Source organism: Bacillus sp. LK2, from assembly GCF_001043575.1.
In the GTDB taxonomy this organism is placed as follows: domain Bacteria; phylum Bacillota; class Bacilli; order Bacillales; family Bacillaceae_G; genus Bacillus_A; species Bacillus_A paramycoides.
This window is the reverse complement of record NZ_LDUK01000003.1, coordinates 83,935-108,346: the sequence shown is the minus strand read 5'-3', so window position 1 is coordinate 108,346 and position 24,412 is coordinate 83,935. Positions and strand designations below refer to the sequence as shown.

The 24,412-nt window shown below is 34.4% G+C and carries 26 protein-coding genes, 1 pseudogene and 1 other annotated feature; of the genes and pseudogenes, 13 read left to right on the top strand and 14 right to left on the bottom strand.

Features of this window, described 5'->3' with window-relative positions:
• Nucleotides 1-290: 290 nt before the first annotated feature.
• The 6 genes from VK90_RS03625 (at nt 291) to VK90_RS03600 (ending at nt 4,253) form a co-directional block, all read left to right on the top strand.
• A complete protein-coding gene (locus VK90_RS03625; RefSeq protein ID WP_048370510.1) occupies nt 291-647 on the top strand; it encodes a lmo0954 family membrane protein in 357 nt (118 codons plus the stop codon).
• A gap of 44 nt (nt 648-691) precedes the next feature.
• Entirely contained in the window at nt 692-1,354 is a 663-nt protein-coding gene (locus tag VK90_RS03620; RefSeq protein WP_048370507.1) for a PspA/IM30 family protein, read from the top strand.
• A gap of 107 nt (nt 1,355-1,461) precedes the next feature.
• Nucleotides 1,462-2,202: a cell wall-active antibiotics response protein LiaF gene (liaF, locus tag VK90_RS03615; protein ID WP_048370506.1), complete on the top strand. Its 741-nt coding sequence runs from the start codon at nt 1,462-1,464 to the stop codon at nt 2,200-2,202.
• Entirely contained in the window at nt 2,202-3,257 is a 1,056-nt protein-coding gene (locus tag VK90_RS03610) for a sensor histidine kinase (protein ID WP_025147281.1), read from the top strand. The genes liaF and VK90_RS03610 overlap by 1 nt, the downstream gene beginning before the upstream one ends.
• On the top strand, nt 3,254-3,886 hold the full coding sequence (locus VK90_RS03605) for a response regulator (RefSeq protein WP_025147280.1): 633 nt from the start codon (nt 3,254-3,256) through the stop codon (nt 3,884-3,886). The genes VK90_RS03610 and VK90_RS03605 overlap by 4 nt, the downstream gene beginning before the upstream one ends.
• Nucleotides 3,887-3,896: 10 nt before the next feature.
• Nucleotides 3,897-4,253, top strand: a complete 357-nt coding sequence (locus VK90_RS03600) for a DUF3992 domain-containing protein (RefSeq protein ID WP_048370504.1) — start codon at nt 3,897-3,899, stop codon at nt 4,251-4,253.
• A 57-nt stretch (nt 4,254-4,310) separates the two neighbouring features.
• Here the strand turns inward: VK90_RS03600 and brnQ3 are convergent, their stop codons facing one another.
• Nucleotides 4,311-5,633, bottom strand: coding sequence for a branched-chain amino acid transport system II carrier protein BrnQ3 (gene brnQ3 / locus VK90_RS03595; protein WP_048370502.1), 1,323 nt, complete (start codon nt 5,631-5,633; stop codon nt 4,311-4,313).
• Nucleotides 5,634-5,689: 56 nt separating this feature from the next.
• Nucleotides 5,690-5,948: a binding site (T-box leader), on the bottom strand.
• A 262-nt stretch (nt 5,949-6,210) separates the two neighbouring features.
• On the opposite strand from brnQ3, the gene VK90_RS03590 reads away from it, so the two are divergent.
• Nucleotides 6,211-6,420 (top strand): hypothetical protein, encoded by a 210-nt coding sequence (locus VK90_RS03590; protein WP_002171093.1) that lies wholly within the window; start codon nt 6,211-6,213, stop codon nt 6,418-6,420.
• Between the two features lie 40 nt (nt 6,421-6,460).
• On the opposite strand, the gene VK90_RS03585 is transcribed toward VK90_RS03590, so the two are convergent.
• Nucleotides 6,461-7,237 carry a class I SAM-dependent methyltransferase gene (locus VK90_RS03585; RefSeq protein ID WP_048370500.1) on the bottom strand — a complete coding sequence of 259 codons (777 nt, stop codon included), beginning with the start codon at nt 7,235-7,237 and terminating at the stop codon, nt 6,461-6,463.
• A gap of 108 nt (nt 7,238-7,345) precedes the next feature.
• Between VK90_RS03585 and VK90_RS03580 the strand changes: the two genes are divergently transcribed.
• Nucleotides 7,346-8,197, top strand: coding sequence for a hypothetical protein (locus VK90_RS03580; RefSeq protein ID WP_048370498.1), 852 nt, complete (start codon nt 7,346-7,348; stop codon nt 8,195-8,197).
• Between the two features lie 135 nt (nt 8,198-8,332).
• Here the strand turns inward: VK90_RS03580 and VK90_RS03575 are convergent, their stop codons facing one another.
• Nucleotides 8,333-8,530: a hypothetical protein gene (locus VK90_RS03575; protein ID WP_002171096.1), complete on the bottom strand. Its 198-nt coding sequence runs from the start codon at nt 8,528-8,530 to the stop codon at nt 8,333-8,335.
• Nucleotides 8,531-8,681: 151 nt separating this feature from the next.
• On the opposite strand from VK90_RS03575, the gene VK90_RS03570 reads away from it, so the two are divergent.
• Both VK90_RS03570 and hmpA read left to right on the top strand, forming a co-directional pair.
• Nucleotides 8,682-9,773 (top strand): site-2 protease family protein, encoded by a 1,092-nt coding sequence (locus VK90_RS03570; protein WP_048370496.1) that lies wholly within the window; start codon nt 8,682-8,684, stop codon nt 9,771-9,773.
• Nucleotides 9,774-9,931: 158 nt separating this feature from the next.
• Entirely contained in the window at nt 9,932-11,140 is a 1,209-nt protein-coding gene (gene hmpA, locus VK90_RS03565) for an NO-inducible flavohemoprotein (RefSeq protein ID WP_048370494.1), read from the top strand.
• A 30-nt stretch (nt 11,141-11,170) separates the two neighbouring features.
• Here the strand turns inward: hmpA and VK90_RS03560 are convergent, their stop codons facing one another.
• Complete coding sequence (locus tag VK90_RS03560; protein WP_002171099.1) at nt 11,171-11,683, bottom strand: Crp/Fnr family transcriptional regulator; 513 nt, start codon at nt 11,681-11,683, stop codon at nt 11,171-11,173.
• Between the two features lie 170 nt (nt 11,684-11,853).
• Here VK90_RS03560 and VK90_RS03555 point away from each other — a divergent pair, with 170 nt between their 5' ends.
• Nucleotides 11,854-12,081, top strand: coding sequence for a hypothetical protein (locus VK90_RS03555; RefSeq protein ID WP_048370492.1), 228 nt, complete (start codon nt 11,854-11,856; stop codon nt 12,079-12,081).
• A 293-nt stretch (nt 12,082-12,374) separates the two neighbouring features.
• Here the strand turns inward: VK90_RS03555 and VK90_RS03550 are convergent, their stop codons facing one another.
• The 3 genes from VK90_RS03550 to VK90_RS03540 all read right to left on the bottom strand — a co-directional run bounded on the left by VK90_RS03550 (nt 12,375) and on the right by VK90_RS03540 (nt 14,923).
• Nucleotides 12,375-13,175, bottom strand: coding sequence for a sulfite exporter TauE/SafE family protein (locus VK90_RS03550; RefSeq protein ID WP_025147271.1), 801 nt, complete (start codon nt 13,173-13,175; stop codon nt 12,375-12,377).
• Between the two features lie 117 nt (nt 13,176-13,292).
• On the bottom strand, nt 13,293-14,291 hold the full coding sequence (locus tag VK90_RS03545; RefSeq protein WP_048370490.1) for an inorganic phosphate transporter: 999 nt from the start codon (nt 14,289-14,291) through the stop codon (nt 13,293-13,295).
• An 11-nt stretch (nt 14,292-14,302) separates the two neighbouring features.
• The gene (locus tag VK90_RS03540) at nt 14,303-14,923 is read right to left on the bottom strand and encodes a DUF47 domain-containing protein (protein ID WP_025147269.1); all 621 of its coding nucleotides are present in this window, start codon (nt 14,921-14,923) and stop codon (nt 14,303-14,305) included.
• 311 nt (nt 14,924-15,234) lie between these two features.
• Between VK90_RS03540 and VK90_RS03535 the strand changes: the two genes are divergently transcribed.
• Nucleotides 15,235-17,256 carry a transglycosylase domain-containing protein gene (locus VK90_RS03535; protein ID WP_048370488.1) on the top strand — a complete coding sequence of 674 codons (2,022 nt, stop codon included), beginning with the start codon at nt 15,235-15,237 and terminating at the stop codon, nt 17,254-17,256.
• Between the two features lie 105 nt (nt 17,257-17,361).
• Here the strand turns inward: VK90_RS03535 and VK90_RS03530 are convergent, their stop codons facing one another.
• The 3 genes and pseudogenes from VK90_RS03530 to VK90_RS03525 form a co-directional block, all read right to left on the bottom strand.
• On the bottom strand, nt 17,362-17,790 hold the full coding sequence (locus VK90_RS03530) for a hypothetical protein (RefSeq protein ID WP_025147267.1): 429 nt from the start codon (nt 17,788-17,790) through the stop codon (nt 17,362-17,364).
• A 221-nt stretch (nt 17,791-18,011) separates the two neighbouring features.
• Nucleotides 18,012-18,086: pseudogene (locus VK90_RS31340) on the bottom strand (transcriptional regulator); the annotation flags it as partial.
• Between the two features lie 82 nt (nt 18,087-18,168).
• Nucleotides 18,169-19,419, bottom strand: a complete 1,251-nt coding sequence (locus VK90_RS03525) for a PAS domain-containing sensor histidine kinase (protein ID WP_048370486.1) — start codon at nt 19,417-19,419, stop codon at nt 18,169-18,171.
• A gap of 160 nt (nt 19,420-19,579) precedes the next feature.
• Here VK90_RS03525 and VK90_RS03520 point away from each other — a divergent pair, with 160 nt between their 5' ends.
• A complete protein-coding gene (locus VK90_RS03520; RefSeq protein ID WP_048370484.1) occupies nt 19,580-20,425 on the top strand; it encodes a DUF72 domain-containing protein in 846 nt (281 codons plus the stop codon).
• A 216-nt stretch (nt 20,426-20,641) separates the two neighbouring features.
• On the opposite strand, the gene VK90_RS03515 is transcribed toward VK90_RS03520, so the two are convergent.
• The 4 genes from VK90_RS03515 to deoD all read right to left on the bottom strand — a co-directional run bounded on the left by VK90_RS03515 (nt 20,642) and on the right by deoD (nt 24,316).
• Nucleotides 20,642-20,836: a DUF3924 domain-containing protein gene (locus VK90_RS03515; protein ID WP_002171109.1), complete on the bottom strand. Its 195-nt coding sequence runs from the start codon at nt 20,834-20,836 to the stop codon at nt 20,642-20,644.
• A gap of 121 nt (nt 20,837-20,957) precedes the next feature.
• Complete coding sequence (locus VK90_RS03510) at nt 20,958-21,488, bottom strand: tyrosine-type recombinase/integrase (protein ID WP_000806236.1); 531 nt, start codon at nt 21,486-21,488, stop codon at nt 20,958-20,960.
• Between the two features lie 107 nt (nt 21,489-21,595).
• Nucleotides 21,596-23,407 carry a sensor histidine kinase gene (locus VK90_RS03505; RefSeq protein WP_048370482.1) on the bottom strand — a complete coding sequence of 604 codons (1,812 nt, stop codon included), beginning with the start codon at nt 23,405-23,407 and terminating at the stop codon, nt 21,596-21,598.
• A gap of 201 nt (nt 23,408-23,608) precedes the next feature.
• The gene (gene deoD / locus VK90_RS03500) at nt 23,609-24,316 is read right to left on the bottom strand and encodes a purine-nucleoside phosphorylase (protein ID WP_002171111.1); all 708 of its coding nucleotides are present in this window, start codon (nt 24,314-24,316) and stop codon (nt 23,609-23,611) included.
• Nucleotides 24,317-24,412: the final 96 nt, after the last annotated feature.

Below are 24,412 nucleotides of genomic sequence, written 5' to 3'. Positions count from 1 at the left end.
CCGTTCAGAGAGCATTCTCTGAACGGCTTTTTATGTGTAATAAAGTGAAGTTTTAATTGGTGGGGATTCAGCACCTATACCTACTGATTATTAGTCCTCATCAATCGGGCATTAACGGGATAAATGTGTTTATCAACTTGTCTTATGTTGTTGAGAGGAATATCTATTTTACAAAAGGCTGAATTCAACTCGGTCTTAAGTCTGAGTCGAAAACAGTTCTTAAGCTCGTTATGGAAAAATGAAAAAATAGTTAAGATAAGAGTATCAAATCGAAGGGAGGCAAGCACAAGATGAAACAATTTCTAGCGTTTATCGCGGCCGGCATTTTGGCTTTAATTGCTCTTGGTAGTCTTGCTGGTATTGTAGGATTCGCAATCGGAGCAGGAGTTGTGTACTGGAGCTATAAATCATTTGTGCGAGCACAATCATTTTTTGGAAAGTTAGCTTGGGGTATTGTTGGTTTAATCGGCTTGTCCATCGCCCTTTCTCATTCCCCAGCATTAATCGGTATCGCGGCATTAGTAGTTTTATACTATGGATACCGTGAGTGGAAAAAAGAAAAAAATGTAGTTGTTGATTCTGCTCCAGAAAGTTCTAAACCATATAGCAACTTTGAAGATGAGTGGAACAAGTTAATGAAAAACTAATACAAAATAAATCAAATTATAAAGTAGAAGAGAGGAAGATTATAATGAAACAATCTTTATTCGGACGTGTACGCGATGCAATTTTAGCTGATTTTCATAATGTGCTAGATGAGAAAGAAAGAAAAAATCCAATTGCTATGTTAAACCAATATTTACGCGATAGTGAGCGTGAAATAACGAAAATTGAGAAGTTAATTCAGCGTCATAAAACATTAAAATCTAACTTTGCTCGTGAGCTTGAGCAAGCACGTTATTTCGTTAATAAAAGATCAAAGCAAGCTATCATCGCACAAGAAGCAGGAGAATTACAATTACATGAACGTGCATTAGAGGAAGTAGCGTATTATGAAGGGCAAGTAACTCGCTTAGAAGAAATGTATGCAGGTGTTGTAGAACAAATTGATGAATTAGAACGCCGTCTTGCTGACATGAAAAATAAATTAAAAGAAATGAACGCAAAACGTATGGAACTCATGGCACGTGAAAATATGGCACATGCAAACCGTCGTATGAATACTGCTATGCATAAAATGGATGAAAATAATCCGTTCTTACGATTCGAAGAAATTGAAGATCACATTCGTGACTTAGAGCTTCGTATAAATGAAGAGCATGAGCGCGACACATTTGATATGAAAATTGCAAAACTTGAGCGTGAAATGAAAGAAAAAAGTGAAGTATCGTTAACGAAAGAAGTAACAAAATAATTGTAGTATATAATAAAACAGGCTTATGATATAGTGATAGAAGAAAAGGTGTTGGAAAGCAATGCCTTTTCTTCTATGTATATGTGACAAAGAGGGGGGGAGCTGAAATGAAGAAGCATTTTTCAAAAACACAATTAATGGGGATGCTCCTCATCATATTTGGATTCGGTCTTTTTCTTGATATGATACTTGGACATTTTGAACCAGGTGGTCTAATTTTTGCATTTATTATGATTATTTTTGGGAGATATTATCGAAAGAAGAACCGTTATGTAAGAGGAAATGTATTTTTATTTGTTGGTGGCATTGTATTTCTATTCTTCTTATTTTCATCAGCAGCATTCGTACTTGTTGTATTTGCTTGTTTAGCTTTAATTGGTTATCAACTGATTCAACAAGGACATCGGCAAAAAGCAATGAAAGTTAAAATTAAAGAAAAGGGATATATAGATGAAGAAAAACAAATATATCGCACAGAACCGTATATAAAAAATATGTTTGTAGGTAATGTACGAATAATGGATCATATTTATGAACTTGAGGATATTAACGTTCAATATGGTGCTTGTGATGTCGAGATTGATTTAACAACTGCTATGATTCCAGAGGGAGAAACGGTAATTGTTATTCGGGGAGTCATTGGTAACATTCGTTTATATGTGCCGTATGATATTGAACTGTCTTTAAATCATTCTGTTATTGTTGGGCGAGTGCTCCTGCCAGGACACGAAGAAACAGGATTTAACCGTACTGTTACGTTTAGAACAGAACAGTATAAAGAAGCTCCTCGCCGTATAAAAATTATTTCTTCGCTTGTCGTAGGCGATACGGAAGTGAGGAAAGTATAATGAAAAAACAAAGGAATATTTCGTGGATGTATATTCGTTATTCTATGTTGTCCTCTGTGAGTATTGCGCTCATTTGTACAATTGTATATGTATGGAAAAGTGAGCAACAAGTTTATGATTTACTGTGGAAGGAATCCATTGCTTCTGTTCCAATTGGCTTGTTTATTATGAGTACTAGTCTTCTTATCGGAGGAATTATAGGCTATGCAATCGGTTATTATATAGAGCAGCGTATACAAGGATTAAATACTTTTCTATTTGAGGTAGAGCGAGGGAATTTTCCGAGTGATGTTTCGTTTACTGCGGATGATGAATTTCATGAAGTGGAACGAAAAGTAATCGGTCTTGCTCGTCGATTAGAGGAGCAAGCTGGGCTATTTCAAAAAGTAACGAATGAACGAGCTCATTGGAATGAAGAGATGAGACAAGAAGCGATTTCCCAAGAAAGGCATCGATTGGCGAGGGAGCTACATGATTCTGTAAGTCAGCAGCTTTTTGCAATGTCGATGATGATGTCAGCTATTAATGAACAAGTAGCTGAAATTCCAGACACGACGAAAAAGCAGTTGCAACTTGTTGAGAATATGGTTGTAAATGCACAATCAGAAATGAGAGCATTGCTCCTTCATTTACGCCCAGTGCAGTTAGAAGGTAAGAAACTAACAGAGGGTATAGAAGAATTATTAACAGAACTGTCTAGAAAGCAACATATGAAAATTGAATGGTTAATTGAACCGATTCAATTAAAAAAAGGTGTAGAAGATCATTTATTCCGTATTGTACAAGAGGCTCTGTCTAATACTTTACGGCATGCAAAAGCAAAGAAAACCGAAGTACGCCTACGCAAAATTGATCAATATGCGATTTTGAAAATTATTGATGATGGTGTTGGTTTTAAAGTTGGGGTTAATAAGGCAGGTTCATACGGTTTAAGATCAATGCAAGAACGAGTTCATGAAATTGGTGGTACATTAAAGGTTCTTAGTTTTCCAAATAAAGGTACACAAATAGAAGTGAAAGTACCGATTATGATTGAGAGAGGGGGAGAATCATGATAAAAGTATTACTAGTTGATGATCATGAAATGGTTCGAATGGGTGTATCGGCATATTTATCAACGCAGCCAGATATTGAAGTAGTTGGAGAAGCTGAAAATGGAAGAAAAGGTTCAGAGTTAGCTTTGCAATTAAGACCGGATATTATTTTAATGGACCTTGTTATGGATGAGATGGACGGGGTTGAAGCAACGCGTGCAATTATTCAAGAATGGCCAGAAGCGAAAATTGTAGTTGTAACGAGTTTTTTAGATGATGAAAAGTTGTACCCTGTAATTGAGGCGGGAGCGACAAGTTATTTATTAAAAACATCAAGAGCGAGTGATATTGCAGACGCTGTACGAGCTACTTATGATGGGGAAACGGTATTAGAGCCGAAAGTTACTGGCAAAATGATGTCTCGTATGCGTCAAAAGAAAGAACAACCTTTGCATGAAGAGTTAACAGAAAGAGAGTTTGAAATTTTGTTATTAATTGCAGAGGGGAAAAGTAATCAAGAGATTGCAGATGAGTTGTTTATTGCCCTCAAAACAGTAAAGACACATGTGAGTAATATATTAAATAAGCTAAATGTAAGTGACCGTACACAGGCGGTTATTTATGCATTTAGACATCAATTGACGAAATAAGAAGGAAGCTTTGACTATATATGGTCAAAGCTTTTTGTTGACGGTTAATTATGTAAGCGTTATCATTAAGGTGTTAACAGTACATACAAAGGGGAGAGAGTGTATGTTAGTTCAAACGATATTTGGAATGGATAAAACGAAAAAATTAGGTAACTATGTGAATGCGTTGCAAGCACTTTGTGAACAATATGATATTGAAACAGATCGTATTGCAATTATCGAGGCGACGGAAGAATATTATTTATTTCTAGTAAAGCAAGATGATTGCTATGATGTTGTAAAAGTAGAAACAGTGGATACGAATATTGATTACTATACGAAAGCTTGCAAAGTAAGTAGCTTTAATCATATTTCTTATCAAATGTAAAAAACTCCCGAAACGGGAGTTTTTTTATGATGCTTTCGATTCAGATGAATGATCCGTTTATGGTACTGCTTTTGCACCACTTAGCTTTGCGATAGCAAGACCGATAATAGCCCCAACTAATGCTGGTATTAACCAGCCGATACCTTCATTATATAATGGAATAAACTCGAAATAAGATGTGATAAATGAAACAGGAATATTCCCTTGTTTTAATCCATCAAATACGCTCACAACTGCGGCTCCAATTAAAGCACCTACATAAACAAATCGATATCCACCGAAATATTTATGAAGTAACGATAGTAACACGAGTACAATTGCAATTGGATATACAACAAGTAAAATAGGAACGGAGATTGCGATAATTTTTGTTAAGCCTAAGTTGGCAACTAATAATCCTAACGCGCAAATGATACTTGCTAATGTTTTGTATGAAAATTTTGTTAATAATGTTGAGAAATATTGACTGCATGCAGATACAAGTCCAACACATGTTGTTAAGCAAGCGAGTGTAACGATAAGAGATAGTAGGATCAGACCGTATGGACCGAATAATTGCTGTACAATAACAGTAAGTAGCTGTCCGCCATTTTTTGCGTATCCGAGAGAGATGCTTGTAGCACCGAGCCAGCCAAGTGCACCATATACAAGTACGAGACCAGTAGCGGCAATAAGTCCCGCTTTTGCTGTTGCAATGGCAATTGACTTACGGTCATTCACACCTTTTGAGCGAATAGCATTTACAACGATAATTCCAAATGCAAGTGCTGAAATGGTATCCATTGTTAAGTATCCTTCCATAAAACCTTTGAAAATCGGAGAAGTTTGATACTCTTGCATTGCTGGTCCTGATTGCCCAAGTGGTGAAAATACACTTTTGACAAATAATAAGAAAATAGAGAATAGTAAAATAGGTGTTAATATATTTCCGATACGATCGACGAGCTTAGAAGGATTTAAACTAAGCCAAAATACGATAGCAAAGAAGATGACCGTGTATAAAAATAGTGCTAGGCTGCTAGAGCGAATAGTTTCTGGTAAGAAAGAACTAACTCCCATTTCATAAGCGACGTTAGCGACACGTGGAATTCCCATAGATGGACCAATTGCAATGTATACAACTACAGTAAAGAAAATTCCGAATAATGGGTGAACATGACTTGCAAGTTGTTGCATTCCATTTCCTGATAAAGAAATAGCGATAACAGTTAGTAACGGCAAACCGACCCCTGTTAGTAAAAAGCCAATCATTGCTGGCCAAAAGTTTTCACCAGCATTTTGTCCAAGTATAGGAGGGAAAATTAAATTTCCTGCCCCAAAAAATAAAGAAAATAGCATAAGACCTGTGAAAAAAATATGTTTTTTTGATACAGTGTTCATTGTTTTTCCTCCTTTTTGTAAATTCATTGTAAGAACACAAAAAACTCGTCCCTGAAGAAAGGGACGAGTTATATTTACCCGCGATACCACCCTAATTTATACATGTAGAAATATATCTATATGTATACGGCTTTGCAACGTACAACATGATACGTGTTCCTTGTAACGGGGGACGGCCGGTAAGAACTTACTTCAGCATTCGGTTCTACTTCTCGGAGATGATTTTCGGTTACGAACTGAGCATTGGCTTTCAGCAAAATGCCAACTCTCTGGGGAACAGCCCTATAACGTACTCGTTCTCGTCAATGAATTTTTATTCAAGTATTCTGACAGTATTTTCACATGTTTTTTTTAGAAAGTCAACATATTTTTTGGGAAATATATTTTCATGTAGAAATATAGCGGATAATATAAGGTTTAATGTTATTTGTAAAAATGGTGTAAAACATTATAGAGAATTGTAAAGTTTATGGAGAAAATCGATATTTATAGGAGTAAAGAAGGAATCGTTTGAATTTGCAGAGAATAATACAACAATCCACTTGCTGGAAAGAACAAACCAAAAGAGGTGACTGAAATGTTTGCGATGGGAGTATTATTTGGCATTATTGCTATATGTGGTTTTATATGGTTATATTATTCGCGTTCGTTTAAACAAGCAGAAGTTTTACTCTTTCAAAAAGGTAGTTTGTTGACAAATCAGTCTAGATATTTAGTATGTCCGAAGTGTGGAAGTGCACAGGCCAGAAGTGGAGGATATCAAGAGTGTTGCAAAATTAGATTATGAAAGAAGGAAGCCTCACATTATTTTTGTGAGGCTTCCTTCCTTACAATTTCAAAGCACTCCAAATTGTCCAACGATCTCTTTCGATAATAGGAGAGCGGTTTTGTAATGCTGTTTGAATATGATGTAGAAGTTGAGAAAGTTCATTATCCGTTAATTCGTGCAGTATGGATCGACCTGTTCGAGGGGATAAATCTTGTAGTAATGCTTCTACTGAATCGTGAATTTTTCGTACTTCCCATTGTGTTTGAATGGGGAACGCTTGAAGAGAATGCTTTTGTAATAAGTGCTGAATAGTAGTGGTTTTTGGTCTTCTTTTCGCTTCTGTTTCAATGAGTTTTGGGAAGACGGAGAAAAAATATCCACGAATGTGTTCAGGGCTTCCTGGAATTATGCAATCTTCAATGGTTCGATCTTGTAGAATAAGCATACCGTCTTTTTTTAATATGCGAGAAGCTTCGCTTAAAAATGTAGGAATGTCCTGTAAATGATGGATCACTGCACGTGAAATGACAATATCGAATGTTTCATCAGGGAACGGGATATTATGTGCATCACCGTGAATAAATGAGATGTTTGGGAAGCTGCTACAATTCTCCTTTGTGGCTTGTAATATTTCTTTTGAAAAATCAAGTCCAATTACGTTTGTAGCCCCCATAAGTGCAAGTTCTTTTGTATAAATACCACCGCCACACCCTATATCAATTATTCGTTTGTTTTGTACATCTACAATATTGTTTATCGCTTCCCGCCATGAAATATGTGCGTTACGATTTGCATATGTGTACTTATTATTTGCATCATGAAAATTAATGGACATTGTAAAATCCTCCCTTCAGTGTATAGTATAGCTCATTTTATATCATGTCACGTTTTTGTTTCTTATATGAAGGTTATAAGGGTTTCTTATTAGAAAAGAGGGATCGATTTGAAAGGGAATTATTTAATGGTTTTATGTGTGATTTTACTCGCATCGTGTGGTCAAGCCGAGCAAAAGAAAGAAACAAAACAAGTAGAGGAGACAGTGAATGAAGTGAAAGAACCATTACAGGTAACTGTTATACAAAAAGGTAAAGAAGAAAAAAATTTAAAGAAAATGGATGCGGAGTTAGTGGTAGACATTATAACCAAAGCAGAAAAACAAGAAATAACAGGTAGCTTTGGCGAACCGGAATATGAAATACAAATTAGTAGAGATGGGAAAATAGAAACATATTATGCATGGTTAAGAGGAGAAGATCGCCGGGGATGGATTCAATATAAGAAAGATATGTACATGCTTACCGAAAAAGAAACGCAACAGCTTTTATCTTTATTCCCAAATGTTTCAGATCAAAAAGAAGATGATACGAAGATAGAAAATTTAACGGAAGTGACCAAAAAAGATATGCAGATTACCGCATTCCATATTAAAGCAGATGAGCAGAAAATGAATTATAAGGTCCGGTATACAATTTCGCAATCACTATACAATAAGCTGGAGAAGGAACAAGAATATTATTTGCAATTAATCTTCCCGGAAAAAGTTCAAAAATTAGTTGGAGCAAAAGAGAGTAAAATCATTTCAGCTGAAAAAGCAAAAGAAGGATATAAGCAGTATGAAGTGAATATTACTGTTCCAATAAAAGAAGCTTCATTATCACAATTAAAATCATTAGAAACATATTATGATAATTATGATTTACAAATATTAAATAGTAAAAAAGAAAAACTAGGGGTGTTTCAAAATATCATCCAAATTGTAAAAGATTATGGTGAAAAAATGAATTTACAAAGATAAGGTGAAACTGTAATCAGTGGGAGTCTTACTGTCTGTTTATGCGGGGTAAATTAGAAATTTTATTAGTTTGTAAATAATACAAGCAATATGGACTTTCCTAGGAAATGATAATAGAGGGGGCAAAGGCCCCCTCTATTATTTTGCTTTTGCAGATGGCTCATTCATTGATTTTCGGGTAATAAGAAAAGAAATCATAAGAGCGGAAAGAATAATAAGAGCTATAAATAAGTGATTTGGCAACCAATCTAATAATAATAAGTAGCTAACTGTATAAAAAATAAGAGTTGAAGCTAAGAAAGAAAGGGCACCTATTATGAGAGATTGTAATTTCATTTGTTTCTACCTCCTTTCACTTATATTTTCGGCTAAAAATGGATTATATAAACATTATTTCTAAGAAAAGAGAAAAATATGTCATAATAGAGAAAAGGATAGACTTTGATGAGAGTGTATGACTCATTAAGGTGATGTAAAGGAGAGGAATATGAAAAATAATAAAAAAGGATTATGGGGAATTATCGTCGCAATAGGGTTATTTTTACTATCAAAGTTAAAATGGATATTTGCGATTTTTAAGCTAGCAAAATTTTCAACCGTATTTAGTATGTTCTTATCACTTGGTGCATACGCAGTTATATATGGTTGGAAGTTTGGAGTAGCGCTCGTTTATTTGTTGTTTGTTCATGAGATGGGGCATTTATGGGCAGCGAGAAGAAAAGGAATCCCTACATCACCAGCGATCTTCATTCCATTTATGGGAGCTCTTATTGGGATGAAAGAGATGCCGAAAAATGCAAAAGATGAAGCTTATATTGCATATATGGGACCTCTTTTCGGATTGCTTTCATTTTTACCGGCCATTCCACTTTATATGGTAACGAAAGAGCCGTTTTGGGCGCTAATTATTTTACTTGGAAGTATGATTAATTTCTTTAACTTAATTCCAGTTTCCCCATTAGATGGCGGACGAATTATTTCAGTTGTAAGTACGAAAATTTGGGGAGCAGGGCTTGTTTTACTACTCGGCTATTCTATTTACTTCAAAAGTATTTTGGGGGGATTTATTTTTATTATCGGCTGTATGGAACTATATAGAGTAATAAAGAGAGATGAGCCGATTAAGGAATTAGGATATAAAATAGATGGAATGAAAGAATATGTTGCTAGGCTTGAAGAGGAACTAAAGGAAACTGGTGCGGTACATCGAACGATTTATATGATTCACCATGAGATGAATGTATTAAGACAAAGAGAGAAAGAATTAAAAACGGGAGAATTTCAAAAAATCGAAGTGTTAGAGTACCTTTTACCAAAGTTTGAGCCACTTGATTATGTCCCATATGAAGATGAAAAAGATGAGTATACAATTCGTATAAGAGAAGCATTTGAAGTGTCGGAAAGAAAATTAAATGAATGGGAAATAGAAAAGAGACAACAAGAAAATTATTATAAAGTCGATACGAAAACGAAATGGACGGTATTTGCTTGTTATATCGGATTAATGGCTATACTTGGTTATACAGCTTATGAAGGGTATGTTGTTTTACAAGAGCACTTGCCAAGGAGAAGTGTGTAGAAAATAGTGTCGAAATGATAGGAAGAATTTATAAAGGAATGTGCATTGTTCATATATTTTTCACAAAAACACCATGTTAATAGTGATTAAAATCACAATATGTATTATACAATTCAGTTAAACTAAAAACAGTTAAGGAAATAGAGGAGTGGGATACAATGTTAAGTGCAAAAACAATTGAAATCGTAAAGTCAACAGTACCATTATTACAAGAAAAAGGCGTTGAAATTACAACGAGATTTTATCAAATTTTATTCTCGGAACATCCGGAGTTATTAAATATTTTCAACCATACAAATCAGAAAAAGGGAAGACAACAACAAGCGTTGGCAAATGCTGTTTATGCAGCTGCGATGTACATTGATAATTTAGAAGCTATTATTCCAGTTGTAAAACAAATCGGTCATAAACATAGAAGTTTAGGCATTAAAGCGGAGCATTATCCGATTGTAGGTACATGCTTACTACAAGCGATTAAAGAGGTTGCAGGCGCGCCAGACGAAGTTTTAAATGCATGGGGAGAAGCATATGGTGTCATCGCTGACGCATTCATTAGCATTGAAGCTGGGATGTATGAAGAAGCTGCACATAAAGAAGGTGGATGGAAAGATTTCCGCAACTTTGTGATTGTTAAAAAAGTGAAGGAAAGCGATGTTATTACGTCATTTTATTTAAAACCTGAAGATGGAGGGAAAGTTTCTTCATTCATCCCAGGACAATATGTAACGATTCAAATAAATATTAAAGGTGAAACATATACACATAATCGTCAATATAGCTTGTCTGACGCTCCTGGAAAAGAATATTATCGTATTAGTGTAAAGAAAGAAAAAGGTGTAGATACACCAGACGGTAAAGTATCTAATTACTTACATGATCATGTAGGAGAAGGGGATATTTTACCAGTAAGTGCACCAGCGGGAGATTTCGTATTAAATATGGATTCAACTTTACCTGTTGTACTAATTAGTGGTGGAGTAGGTATTACACCGATGATGAGTATGTTAAATACGTTAATTGAACAAGACTCAAAACGTAAAGTATGTTTTGTTCATGCAGCGATAAATAGTAACACACATGCAATGAAAGAACACGTTAAGGCAGTAGACAATGAATACGAACAAGTTAAAGCATATACTTGCTATTCTGCACCAACTGAAAAAGATTTGGAAATGAAGAACTTTGATAAAGAAGGCTTCATTGAAGGTGAATGGTTACAAACTATTATTCCAACAACAGAAGCAGAATTTTATTTCTGTGGTCCAGTGCCATTCATGAAACATATTAATGCTGTATTAATCGAGTTAGGCGTTAAACCAGAGAACATTCATTATGAATTTTTCGGTCCAGCAGCAAGCTTACAATAGGTGAAATTTGAACAAACAAAAAACGAGGCGTTACTTTGCCTCGTTTTTTGTTTGTTCTCTTAATAATCGATTTACTGTTTCACGGCGTATTCCTATTAGTTGACCAATTTCAGTTTGCGTTAATATTTCATATATAGGAATGTCACCTAAATATAGTGTGAACCACTCTTGTAAACGATGAAGACGTTCTTTCGGAGAGACGGTTGTCAATTGATCAATACGTTGTTGCATCATTCTTAATTTTGATTGCAATTGCATAGCGATGTCAGCATAGGATTCAGGATTCGCCTGAAGTTTATCGTACCATTCACCACTAATAATAGGTTCAACTTCTGTTTTTATTAAAGCGATAGCTGTACCGTGATATTCCTTCGGTGAAATTAAAGAATGGTGAGGTATCGTTTCACCCGGAACGATAATGTTGAACAAAAATGGTGTTCCGTCTTCTTGTAGCCTTACCACTTTTAATAAACCTGTTTTTATAAAATATAAAGGACCGTCCTCGCCTTGACGGAATAGTACATCTCCTTTGTGTAAAATCAATGTTAGCCCCCCATTTAAACATTTCTATATCTTCTATTTTAGCGTATATGTATAAAGACAATATGCTTTTTAAACAGCAATTTCATTGACGAAATGTATGCTATTACAGTAGTATACTATTTAGTGTGTAATAGTACTAGCAATGAATACGCTGTAGGGGGTTTAGTATATTGTTAGATGCGATGAAGGTGACGGATATGAAAATTCCGGCGAATGCTATCATTCATGTAGAAGAGATGAAAGGTGGAGTCGTTTTATCCGTTGAAATAGACGGCCAAATTATTTATACGATGGCTTATGATGAAGAAACAGATAGTTATGCTGAATTATATGATCGAAACGATAAGAGGGCGTGCCAAGTACATGAAGACTTTATGGGATGGTCACTTCTTCACTAAAAAGATGTCAATATGACATCTTTTTTTATTGAATCGATAGATTATACGAAGAAATGAAATAAAAGGATAAAATTTGTAATAAATGATTTTGCATTGTTAGCACTTTGTAACCGCATGTGAACTGTTTTTTCGCTATCATAAAGATAACAGTCGCAGCTATAGGAGTGATCAACTTGAAGAAAGTACATATTTCAAATTTTATGCTATTAAGTGTTTGTGTAGTTTTATTTGTTCTCCTAGGAGCCTTTTTATATTCATGTGTATAAGAAAAAACGCATTCTAGAAAGAACGCGTTATAAAAGTGAAGTAATGATTAATCTAGTTCCAAGAATTATTAATGTGATACGTAATAAATTAATTACGGCATTACCGCTTAATTTTGTATTAATATAAGCCCCGATTTTTCCGCCAATCCATGCGCCAGGAATAAGAATTAATGCATACATCCAGCTGACATTTCCAAGAGAAATATGAGTTAAAGAACTTACAATTGCTGATAGAAATACGATAAACATTGAAGTGGCTACAGCAATGTGTGCTGGGAATGCAAAAAGGAGCATCATTGCTGGAACAAGCAAGGCGCCACCACCAATTCCGAATAAACCAGATATAAATCCAACTATAAAGGCAATAAAGATAGCGAGAAACGGTGGGAATTGATAGTGTACAGTATTTCCTTCGTTATCTGTAAAAGAACGCTTAATTACAGTCATATTTGATAAGGAAAGAGGTTTTAATTTGTCTCGTAGCATAAGAAGAATGGAGACAAATATAAGGAAAATCCCAAAGTATAAAGAAAATGTATCCTGGTTTAAAAATTTGTTCGCCCATGATCCGATAATACCACCAGGGCCACTCCCGATAAATAAAATAAGTCCACTTTTATAATCCACCCGTTTATGCTTCATATAAGTAAGGGTAGAAGCCAGTCCTGTAAAAACGACTGTTACCATAGAAGTTCCCACTGCGAGTTGTGGTGATAAACTGTGTAATCCAATTAATAACGGAACGATAATAATTCCGCCCCCAAGTCCGACTAGGCTCCCGACTGTCCCGGCGATTAATCCGATGAAAAGTAACATGATGTATTCCAAAATTGCCAACTCCTCTATATAACTTATCCATCAATCATTATACACGCTTTTTAATAAGAAATAGGCTTGTTCACAAAAAAGTCGTCTTCCTAGAAAAATAAGGAAGACGACTTTTGATTAAAAGATTAAATGTAATAAGTAGTAAAATAACGCAGCTAAAGAAGCTGAAATAGGAAGTGTAATCACCCAAGTAATTAACATGCGTTTTGCAGTTCCCCATTTTACGCCTTTCACACGATGAGAAGCACCAACCCCTAAAATAGAAGAAGAGATAACGTGCGTCGTACTAACCGGTAAGTGAATGAATGTTGCGCCGAAAATAACAAGTGATGATGATAAATCAGCAGCTACCCCATTTACAGGACGAATTTTCATAATTTGTCCACCGACAGTTTTAATAATTTTCCATCCACCGACAGAAGTACCAAGACCCATTGCAATTGCACAACATAATTGTACCCAGAACGGGATGTCGCTAGAAGTATGATAGTTATTGGCCATAAGAGCCATCGTAATGATTCCCATTGCTTTTTGTGCATCATTCGTACCGTGTGTATAGGCTTGTAATGCTGCAGTGAAGATCTGGAATATACGGAAGTTTTTGTTCGTTTTCGTTAAGTTAAAGTTTTTAAAGACCACTTTAAAAATACTGTATACGATATAACCAATAACAAAAGCGATAATCGGTGAAATGATTAAAGCTTCAAGAATTTTTATGAACCCTTTAAAGTTTAATGAGCTAAAACCAGCAGCAGCAATTGCAGCACCAGCGATTGCTCCAATGATTGCATGCGAAGAACTACTTGGAATACCGTAGTACCAAGTAATCAAATTCCAAGCTATTGCTGCAAGCAAAGCAGCTAAAATTACAAGGGAACCATTTGGCAAGGCAAATGGGTCAACGATATCTTTTGTAATCGTTTTTGCTACACCTGTAAATGTCATTGCACCTAAAAAGTTCATAATAGCTGCCATAATAATTGCATGTCTAGGCTTTAGAGCTTTCGTTGAAACAGCCGTTGCAATAGCGTTTGCTGTATCGTGAAATCCATTGATAAAGTCAAAAGCTAAAGCGCAAATGACTACTAAAACGGTCAGTATCAAGAGTGTATCCATGATCAAACTCCTTACGCGTTCTTCATAATAATTGTTTCTAATACGTTTGCAACGCTTTGACAGCTATCAGCCACTTCTTCAAGCTCTTCGTAAATCTCTTTAAATTGAATAATCTTAATCGGATCTTTTTCACGAGAGAATAAGTGCTTAATCGCATGACGGCGAATATCATCACATTGTGACTCGTAATCCTTAATTTTAATCGCATTTGTACGAATGTCGACTAATTTTTTGTTAGACAGAAGTTCAACAGAGTTTGCAATCTCAATCGCACATTGATTAATTGCTTCAACGAATTTAATCATGTATTCATCAGCTTCTGTAATAGAATACATTTCGAATAGACCAGCACTGTGATCTAATCCGTCTAATACATCATCCATACTCATTGCAAGCTGTAGGATGTCCTCACGTTCAATAGGAGTAATAAACGCTTTGTTTAGCTCCATAATGATTTCGTGAATAAATGAGTCACCTTTTGACTCATACTCTTTCATGCGCATAGAAAATTCTTTTAAATCGCTAGCATTTTTAATTTTATACTCCACGAAAAACTGCGCGCCTTCTTTTAAATTTTCGGAAACATTCATTAGCATTTCAGAAAATTTATCTTTTTTTGATTTAAAGACCATTATTGTTACCCCCACAAAAGTAATATATGTAAAATATATTGGCTAGTCAATTCTAACAAAAAACTGTCGTTTTTTAAAACATTTTATCGAAAAGTTTACAAAAACTTAACATAACTCACATTGTTGTATTAATAATATTAATACTTAATAATGAATATCTTACTTGTAGAATGTCCTTTTCTTGCAAAAAGTATGAATGTTAAAGAAAAGCTTTACACTATAGGAACGACTACGTTATTATAATAAATTTAAAAGGAGGTATATTCTTCCTTTTAAAAAGAAGAGTGTAAACAAATGAAGGAAGTGAACGAATGAAATTGAAGAACACTCACTTTAAAAAAATGCTTGAATGGTTCAACCAGAGGAAGAAACTGCGCAATTCATTAATTGTATTGGGGAGTTTACTCGTTACTCTATTTGTTGCTGTGAATATAATAATTTCCATTCAAGACATATCTGAATTAAAACAAGCTGTTCCACAACCTACTTTAATTTACGATGCCAATAATGAAGTTGCAACCAAATTAGCTTCTTCTAAAACAGAAGGAGTTAAAAGGAAAGATATTCCTGACATCATGGTTCAGGCAATTGTTGCAGTAGAGGATAAGGAATTTTTTAGTCATCATGGCATTTATTATAGTGGAATTATTAGTGCGGTTTTCAAAAATATTACAGCGGGTGAGGTTGTAGCGGGGGGAAGTACAATTACGCAACAACTTGCGAAAAATGTATTTTTAACGCAAGACCGTACATTCTCACGTAAAATTAAAGAATATTTTTTAACTAAAAAAATTGAACGTACTTATACGAAAGATGAAATTATTGAAATGTACATGAATCAAATTTATTTTGGCGAAGGTGCTTGGGGTATAAAAAGAGCAGCTAAATCTTATTTTGATAAAGAGGTAAAAGACTTAACAATATCAGAGGCTGCAACGATTGCGGGATTAATTAAAGCGCCGTCTGCGTATTCACCTTATAAAAACTTTAATAAATCAATTGAAAGACGTAATGTCGTATTAAGTTTAATGAAAGAGCAAGGATATATTTCTGAAGAACAGTATAGTAAGGAGAAAGAAGCAGGTCTAGTATTAAAGCGTGGTGTAGATGATAAATATAAGGGGAAATATTCTCAATATGTAGACTATATTGTTAGAGAAGCGATGGACAAGTACGAATTGACACAAAATGAAATTTTAGCAGGTGGTTATCGTATTTATACAGAGCTTGACCCGAAAAAACAACAAGCTGTAGAAGATGTTGTGAATAATGATAACTATTTTAAAGATAGTGGATCAGACCAGCTTATGCAAACTGGAGTCGTCCTTATGAATCCAAAAACAGGCGGTGTTCCAGCTTTAGTTGGGGGCAGAGGTCCTTATCAATTTTTACAGTTTAATCATGCGACGCAATTAAAAAGGCAACCAGGATCAACATTAAAGCCTCTTGCTGTGTATGTACCAGCCTTAGAGGAAGGATATGAAGTATACGATGTATTAAAAGATGAACCGTTTAATATTAAAGAATATAAACCACAAAATAGTGATCATACTTTTCACGGTAATGTGACCATGTATGAAGCGGTAGCAAAATCGTATAACGTTTCAGCTGTTTGGCTGTTAGAGCAAATCGGATTAGATAAAGGATTAAAATCTTTAGAACGCTTTGGTATTCCATTAGAGCCTGAAGACCGTACGTATCCGATTGCTTTAGGAGGTATGCATATGGGGACTTCTCCATTTGTCATGGCTCAAGCGTATAGTACATTTGCAAACGATGGTGTCCAAATAGAAGCCCATGCGATTAGAGAGATACAAAATGCTGAAGGTGAAACAATTGGGAAATGGTATAAGAAAGAAACACGTGTGACGAGCGAGAAAGTTGCTCAAAAGATGACATACTTATTAAAAGGTGTTGTCGAAAAAGGAACAGGTGAAAAAGCGAAAGTTAATAATATTGATACAGCCGGAAAAACAGGAACTACTCAGCTTGTAAATGGACCAAGTGCTGGTGCAAAGGATTCATGGTTTGTTGGATATACACCGGATTTAGTAGGCGCGATTTGGGTAGGGTATGATAAAACTGATAGTGAGCATTATGTGCCAGGAGGCAGCCAAATTACAACGACAATGTTCCGGGATATTATGAAAAAAGCGAACGGAAACCCTGCTCAAAAAGCATTTCAGTTATCGTTAATATCTGAGGCGGACTATACAAAACAATTAAAAACGATTGAGGAAGAAAAGCGAAGAAAAGAAGAGGAACAACAAAGAAAAGAACAGAAACAAGAGTGGATTGATAAAGTGAAAGAGTGGATTCCATCATTTTGGTAAAAGAAAGAGGCGAATAACGAGATTCGCCTCTTTTTTGTGGTAAAAGCCCGGTTGGTTAATCATCAGTGGGGGATGGGGAAAATCCCTACTGATTAAAATTCCACTTTATTTGTTGAGCGCAACATTGGTACTGCCGAAGGATTGAGAATCATACGTGACGGTTATTATTCCTTTACTAATGGGTTCATATGGTAATTCTTCTTCGTAACTTCCAGTATTTTTATTATGGATAGAAAGTGTTATTTCATCAACGTCTTTATTTTTATATTGATCTTTAATCGTTTCGGCAATTTGAAGTAGGTGTTCATAACTAGAAGCCTCTGTAATAAGCATTCCTTTTATAACCTTTTTTTCATTCTGTGTGGAAGAGGAATAAGGAACGTTGTTTTGCTTTGTATACAGAAGTTCGTATGGAACTGTTTTGCTATCTGCTTTTGATATAGCTGAATATTTTAGAGTTGAAAAAAATCCTATGCATAAAATTATGCATATCATAAGAGCAATCCAAAAGCGTGTCAGTGATATAACTCTCATTTTCATCCCTCTTTCATATCTTTGTCTTCATTATTTATCATACAAAATGAGGATTAAGCTAGAGTAAATTTGAGGTAAAGAAACGTAAAGAAAGAGCACTTATCCTCCCAAATAAGTGCTCCTTTTTATTAAAAGAGAGATTTAACTTACAATCAAAATAATACAGATTACTATAAATCAACTATGCTTGGTTTCTCAAAAATAAGGTTAAAAACTAAAAGTTAGTAAATTCGGAAGACAGAAAGTATAGCTGTTGTTTCCCCTGTGTTAGGAATAGAAATAGTATTTACTGTAGGCAGTAAGACTTCGATTGGTGAGGGCTAATAATCAATGGGGGATGAATCCTCCCATTGATTAAAGGTTTACTTTATCGAAACTTCAATTATCTCTTTTTGGCAATAATGGAATGGATATAGTAAAAGTTGTCCCACTTTGATCACTAGAAACTTTTAATGTGCCATTATGGTTTTGAATAATTTTCTTTGTTACTGATAATCCGAGTCCGGTTCCTGAATCCTTTGTAGAGAAGAATGGATCGAATATATATTCTTGAATAGCTGGAGGAATACCTGTTCCGTTATCTTTGAAAGTAATACGAACAAAATTATCTAAGCGATAACTAGTGATTTGAATAGAAAGAGGCTTTTCACCTTGAGCATCGACAGCATTTTGAAATAAGTTTAAAAAAACTTGTACGAGTTCATGACGATCAATATTGACGAGTACATCATCTAATTCGGCAGAAAAATTATAATCAATAGAAATGTTGTGTAAAAAAACTTCACTAGCGAGTAGTTGTTGAATATAATCGCGTAAAAATGTATTGATGGGAAACGGCTCTCTAGTAAATTCACGCGTTTTTGAAATAGCTAAAAATTTTGTAATAATGCTATTTGCACGATCTAATTCAGGGATGAGTAGACTTTTAAACAAATCTTTATTGGATGGAGAAACGCTCTCTTGTAAAAATTGCAAGTATCCACGTACCGTTGTAAGGGGATTTCGTACTTCATGTGCAATCCCAGCTGCTATTCGTCCAGCTAAGGAAAACTTTTCGGCATCTCGTTCTGTATTTAAATAATGGAATACACTAATAACTCTGAAAATCTCTCCATTATAATCGCGAATAATGCGGTTATTTACGATACCATAATTTTTGTCTAAAACTTCTTCATTATATATTTCAGTTCCCGTTTTTAACGTTTCAATAGCTTTAATTTTTTCTTCAGGTAAGTTTAATAATTGTTGAATTGGTTTTCCAATTATAGAATTTCGTACTACACCCAAATCATCTGCTGCAGCTTGGTTACATAATGTAATGTTACCTTTACTATCAATAAAAGTGACGTGATGAGAAAAAGCATCGAAAATATGAACAAAATGTTTTTCGAGTTGTTCAAATAAGAACAATGAATCGCAAGTAAGATGAAATTTAGGCTCTTTATCTTCTTTTTGTATGTGCTGAATAGAATGAGACGTTCTCGTTTTTTTTATTTGTAAACCAATATGTGGATTTTTATATGTGAAATGATGTGGTAATTGATTCACAAGCTCTTCATAAAACCGTACTTTATTTTCTAATTCTTTTATTCGATTTTCATGAGATAAAATAGTGTCGTCTTGAAGCATAAATAAATAACTCCTCAATTTAAAAATTCTTCCATCTAGTATATCATATTTTTATACGGATACTCTTAAAGAAAGAGCTACTTTATGAAATTGGTCGGATAAGGTTTTGGTGAAGTAAATAGAATGAGTTTAAGATGAAGTTGGGAAGGGAGGAATTCGTTTGCTTTATATTGGAGTGACGGGATGGGGAGATCACGATTCTTTATATATTAATCCTTATGAAAATAGAAATAAATTGCGAACTTATAGTGGGAATTTTCCAATCGTGGAAGTGGATAGCTCATTTTATGCGATACAACCTGCACGAAATTATACAAAATGGGCGATGGAAACGCCAAAAGATTTTTCTTTTATAGTAAAAGCTTATCAAGGGATGACAGGACATATGAAAGGTGAAATTCCTTTTTCTACGTTTGAAGAGATGTTTGATGTTTATAAACAATCGATTTTGCCGTTAAAAGATGCAAATAAATTAAAAATGATTTTATTCCAATATCCGCCATGGTTTGATTGTAAAAAGAAAAATGTAGATTTACTTCGATATACGAAAGAAAAAATGGAAGGCTTCCCGTGTGCAATAGAGTTTCGAAATCAAACATGGTTTTATCCGGAAATGAAAGATAAGACGTTACAGTTTTTAGAACGGGAAAAATGGATTCATACAATTTGTGACGAACCACAGGCGGGAATAGGATCAGTGCCACTCATATTAGAAGCAACGAACTCAGACATGGCATTAATACGTTTTCATGGCCGGAATGTTCATGGGTGGCTTGACAAAGGAGAAAATTGGAGAGCAGTTCGTTGTTTGTATCGCTACAATAATAATGAGTTGGAAGAATGGGTAGAACGATTAGAGCAATTGAAAAAAAAAGCTAAGGACATATACGTATTGTTTAACAATAATTCGGGTGGGGATGCGGCGGACAATGCGAAACAGTTGATGGAAATGATGAGTATTACATATGGTGAGCCAAAACCAGAGCAATTAAATTTATTTGAATAAATTCAAACAAGAAAAGCACTGTACAAACAGGGGGAATGTACAGTGCTTTTCTATATGAAAAAGAGGGGTAACAATGTTACTGAGCGTTTGGTTGATTCATCAATTGTTGGCTTCATAATAAATGATAATGGTTATCATTATCATAGTCAATAGTTTTTCGAAAAATAAATAAAAAACTTTTAATATTTATTTTTTGAAAATAAAAAAGAACAGCGATTAATGCTGTTCTTTTCCATTGACGAATTGTTGTAAATCAAAAGGAGTTATCGCTTGGATAAATTCCTTTGAGATAAGTGTTTGAACAAGAGTGCTTTCAGAAATTGTAGCACCTGTTTTCTTTTGATAAGCTTTCTTTAATAAATCAAGTTTTTCAGCCGTTTCTTTCGGTAATTCAATTGTTAATGTGTTCATAATTTCTCCCCCTTACTATTAGAGTACCACTACAGTATAGGAGAGACAAGAAAAGAGAATATGAAACATAAAAAAGGTTACCAAATTTATAAATGGTAACCTTTTTTATGTATAAGAGTTATTAAGCAATACCGATATACTTTAAAGTTTTTGATGGAGTACTGTGATCAAAGAAGTGTTGTAAAAATGCAATATCAACACCTGATTTATATGCACAATAGCCCCAAGTTTTTCGAAGTGTATGTGAGCTAATCCCTTCTAATCCAACTTCTTTTGCAGCTTTGTTTAAAATGTACCATGCATGTTGTCTCGTAATAGACTTTGTTCCTTTTTGAGACTTTAATAATGGCTCATTGCGTTTCCAAGTTTTACGTTCTTTCATGTAGTCTTCGATTGCGTGCTGTAAGTCTTCATTTACAGCAAACCATTTATGTTTTTTTACTTTTTCATTGTAAAATAAAATGGAATGGCGAACATTTTCATTTTCATCGATTACATCACTGACTTTTAATTGTAAGATTTCACTTACTTTTAAGCCAGAATTTACAGCTAATACGAATAATAAGCCATCACGTTTCGAAGATTGTAAAAGTATATTTTTGATAGTTTCTAATTGTTTTTCGTTTTGAATAGGTTGTCCTGCTTGTTTCATTTCACGCACTCTCCTCTTTTATGTGTGTAAAGGAAAGGATTAACTTGTTTCTTACTATAAAGGGAGAGTGTGAATTTCATGTGAACTCCTAGTGAAATTAAGACAAATTATTTGACTTCTTTTACTTTTTGTAAATTAAAATAAAATACAACGCTATTAGTAGTATTATACACACCGTATTCGGCGTGATGGAGATCTAAAATGTTTTTTACAATAGATAACCCAAGGCCGGTACCTCCAGTATGACGGCTACGAGAAGCGTCTAAACGGTAGAAGCGATCCCAAATCTTTTCAAGGCTTTCTTCTGGAATAGGATTACCTGTGTTTTCGATTTCAATTTTCACTTTATCTTCCGTTTCTACAACAGAGACGTGTATTTTTTCTCCATCTGGAGTATATCGAATTGCATTACTAAGTAAGTTCACAACTACCTGCTCAATACGACTACGATTCGCTTTAACAAATAGAGAAGCGTCGGCATGGACGTCCACTTGCAAATGTTTTTCCTCCATGCTAAATGATAATTTTGCATACACTTGTTGAATTAATTCGCCAATCGAGAACGTCGACATGTCTAGTTTGTACGTACCTGATTCTAGTTTTGCTAATTCTAACATTTCTACAATAAGCCTATTCATATTTTCTGTTTCTTCTAAAATAACATCTGTGTAATATGTCGTATCTTTACTTACGCCATCTTTAATACCTTCAGCGAAGCTACGAATAACACTGAGTGGTGTTTTTAATTCATGAGACACACCAGAAATGAATTCTTTTCTCGTTTTTTCCAATTGGCGTTCGCGTTCAATATCTTGTTGTAATTTTGTATTTGCAACATTTAATCGATCAATTCGGTCTTTTAAGTTTACAGAAAGTGTATTAATACTACTTGATAAGCCACCAATTTCGTCGTCTGCTGCAACAGGTAATTTCTCGCTAAAATCAAAGTTAGCCATTTTTTTTGTGACACGATTTATCTTAATTAATGGTTTAACAATGATTTTTGAGTAGTAAAAGGATAACAAAATAATAACGAGAAATACGATAATTAAGGCATAGACGTAATAATCTTTTAAAACAAGCATTGCTTCATTAACGGGTTGTAAAGAGGCGATTGCAAAAGCGTACTCTTTAATTTTACCGTTTTCCATAATAGGTTTTACAAAGATACTATTTTTTATATTTTCTCCACTATCTAATATATACGTGTTTAATTGATTTGGATTAGAAGTACCTTGTCTGATAGTGTTTGCAAAATAATCAACAGCTTGTAATGTTTCAATATCATTTGCAAGACGAACCTCAGCTTTGGAAGGGAGATGCAATTTAGATATCATACCAGTAAAACTGATCTGAGACATAGTTTTATATCGATTTGTAAGTCTATTTTTAGATGGATTACCACTAATTGATTGAAAATCCGAATTGACATTTTCATTTCGCCATCGATTATAATTAACTGTCAGTTCTATTGGTGTTATTATATTACCTTGTATGAATCCATCTACGCGAATTATTCCACCTGTTTTTAAACCTAAGTTTTCGAATTTATTATATTCTTCTGGTGTTAAAAGATTATTAAGTGGGATGGAATAGGTTTGATCGTTGTCAGGGTTAGTCACATCAATGTAGTAATTGTTTTCACTTTTAATAATGCCATTAGAATCTAAAAATTGCATTTCAGCATTTGTTTTATCATGAAATTCTTGTTTTAATTTTCTAGTTTCCTCAAAGCTTTGGTCGCTTTTTTCGTAATTATCTACGAATTTTTCAAAAGCGGTTTGAACCGTTTTTACTTTTTTATTGATATAAAACTTCTCTAAAAATAGAGATTGTCCAAGGAAAAAAAGGAGAAATATGATTGTAAATAATGTTGATGTTAATAAAAATAGTTTAAAAACGATGCTTCTGTTTTTCACTGTTTCACCTCGTATGAAAATACTGTAATATAAATGATTTCTTAATTATAACAAACGTTACAAAAAAGTAGAGGGGGAAATCTGTCTCTTTCTAAAGTAGTTTTTTATAGAAAGTCACATAAAGTAGGAGGTATAGTGACTGTCGAAGTTTCCCTAACATAAAAAAGAACTCGCCAGACGTATGACAAGTTCTTTAATATACTATTGCTGAATTGCTGCATCTAAAGCGATTTCAATCATTTCGTTAAATGTAGTTTGACGCTCTTCAGATGTTGTTTCTTCACCAGTGAAGATATGGTCGCTTACTGTTAATACAGATAATGCATTTACACCATATTTAGCTGCTAATGTGTAAAGAGCAGTCGTTTCCATCTCTACTGCTAATACACCGTATTCTCCCAACTTTTTAACCATCTCCATGCTTTCACGGTAAAATACGTCTGCTGTTAAAACGTTACCAACACGAACGTGTAAGCCTTTTTCTGTTCCAGCATCATAAGCTTTTTTTAAAAGATCGAAGTTTGCAGCTGGTGCAAAATCAAATCCTGGGAATGTTAAGCGGTTCATATTAGAATCTGTACAAGCTGTCATTGCGATAATAACGTCACGTACTTTCACATCTTTTTGAATTGCACCACAGGTTCCAACGCGGATTAAATTTTTTACTCCGTAGCTTTGGATTAATTCGTTTACATAAATAGAAATAGAAGGAACACCCATACCTGTACCTTGAACAGATACACGCTTTCCTTTATAAGTTCCAGTGAAACCTAACATGCCACGCACGTTGTTATAGCAAGTAACGTCCTCTAAAAATGTTTCAGCGATATATTTTGCACGTAATGGATCACCAGGTAATAGAATAGATTCAGCAATTTCGCCTTGTTTTGCTTCAATATGTACACTCATGAAAAGCCCTCCTTATTATGTATTGATAGAAATCAATATCATTTGCATTATACACTACGAATCCTGTCAATTAAAATCTTTTTATTATTTGTAATA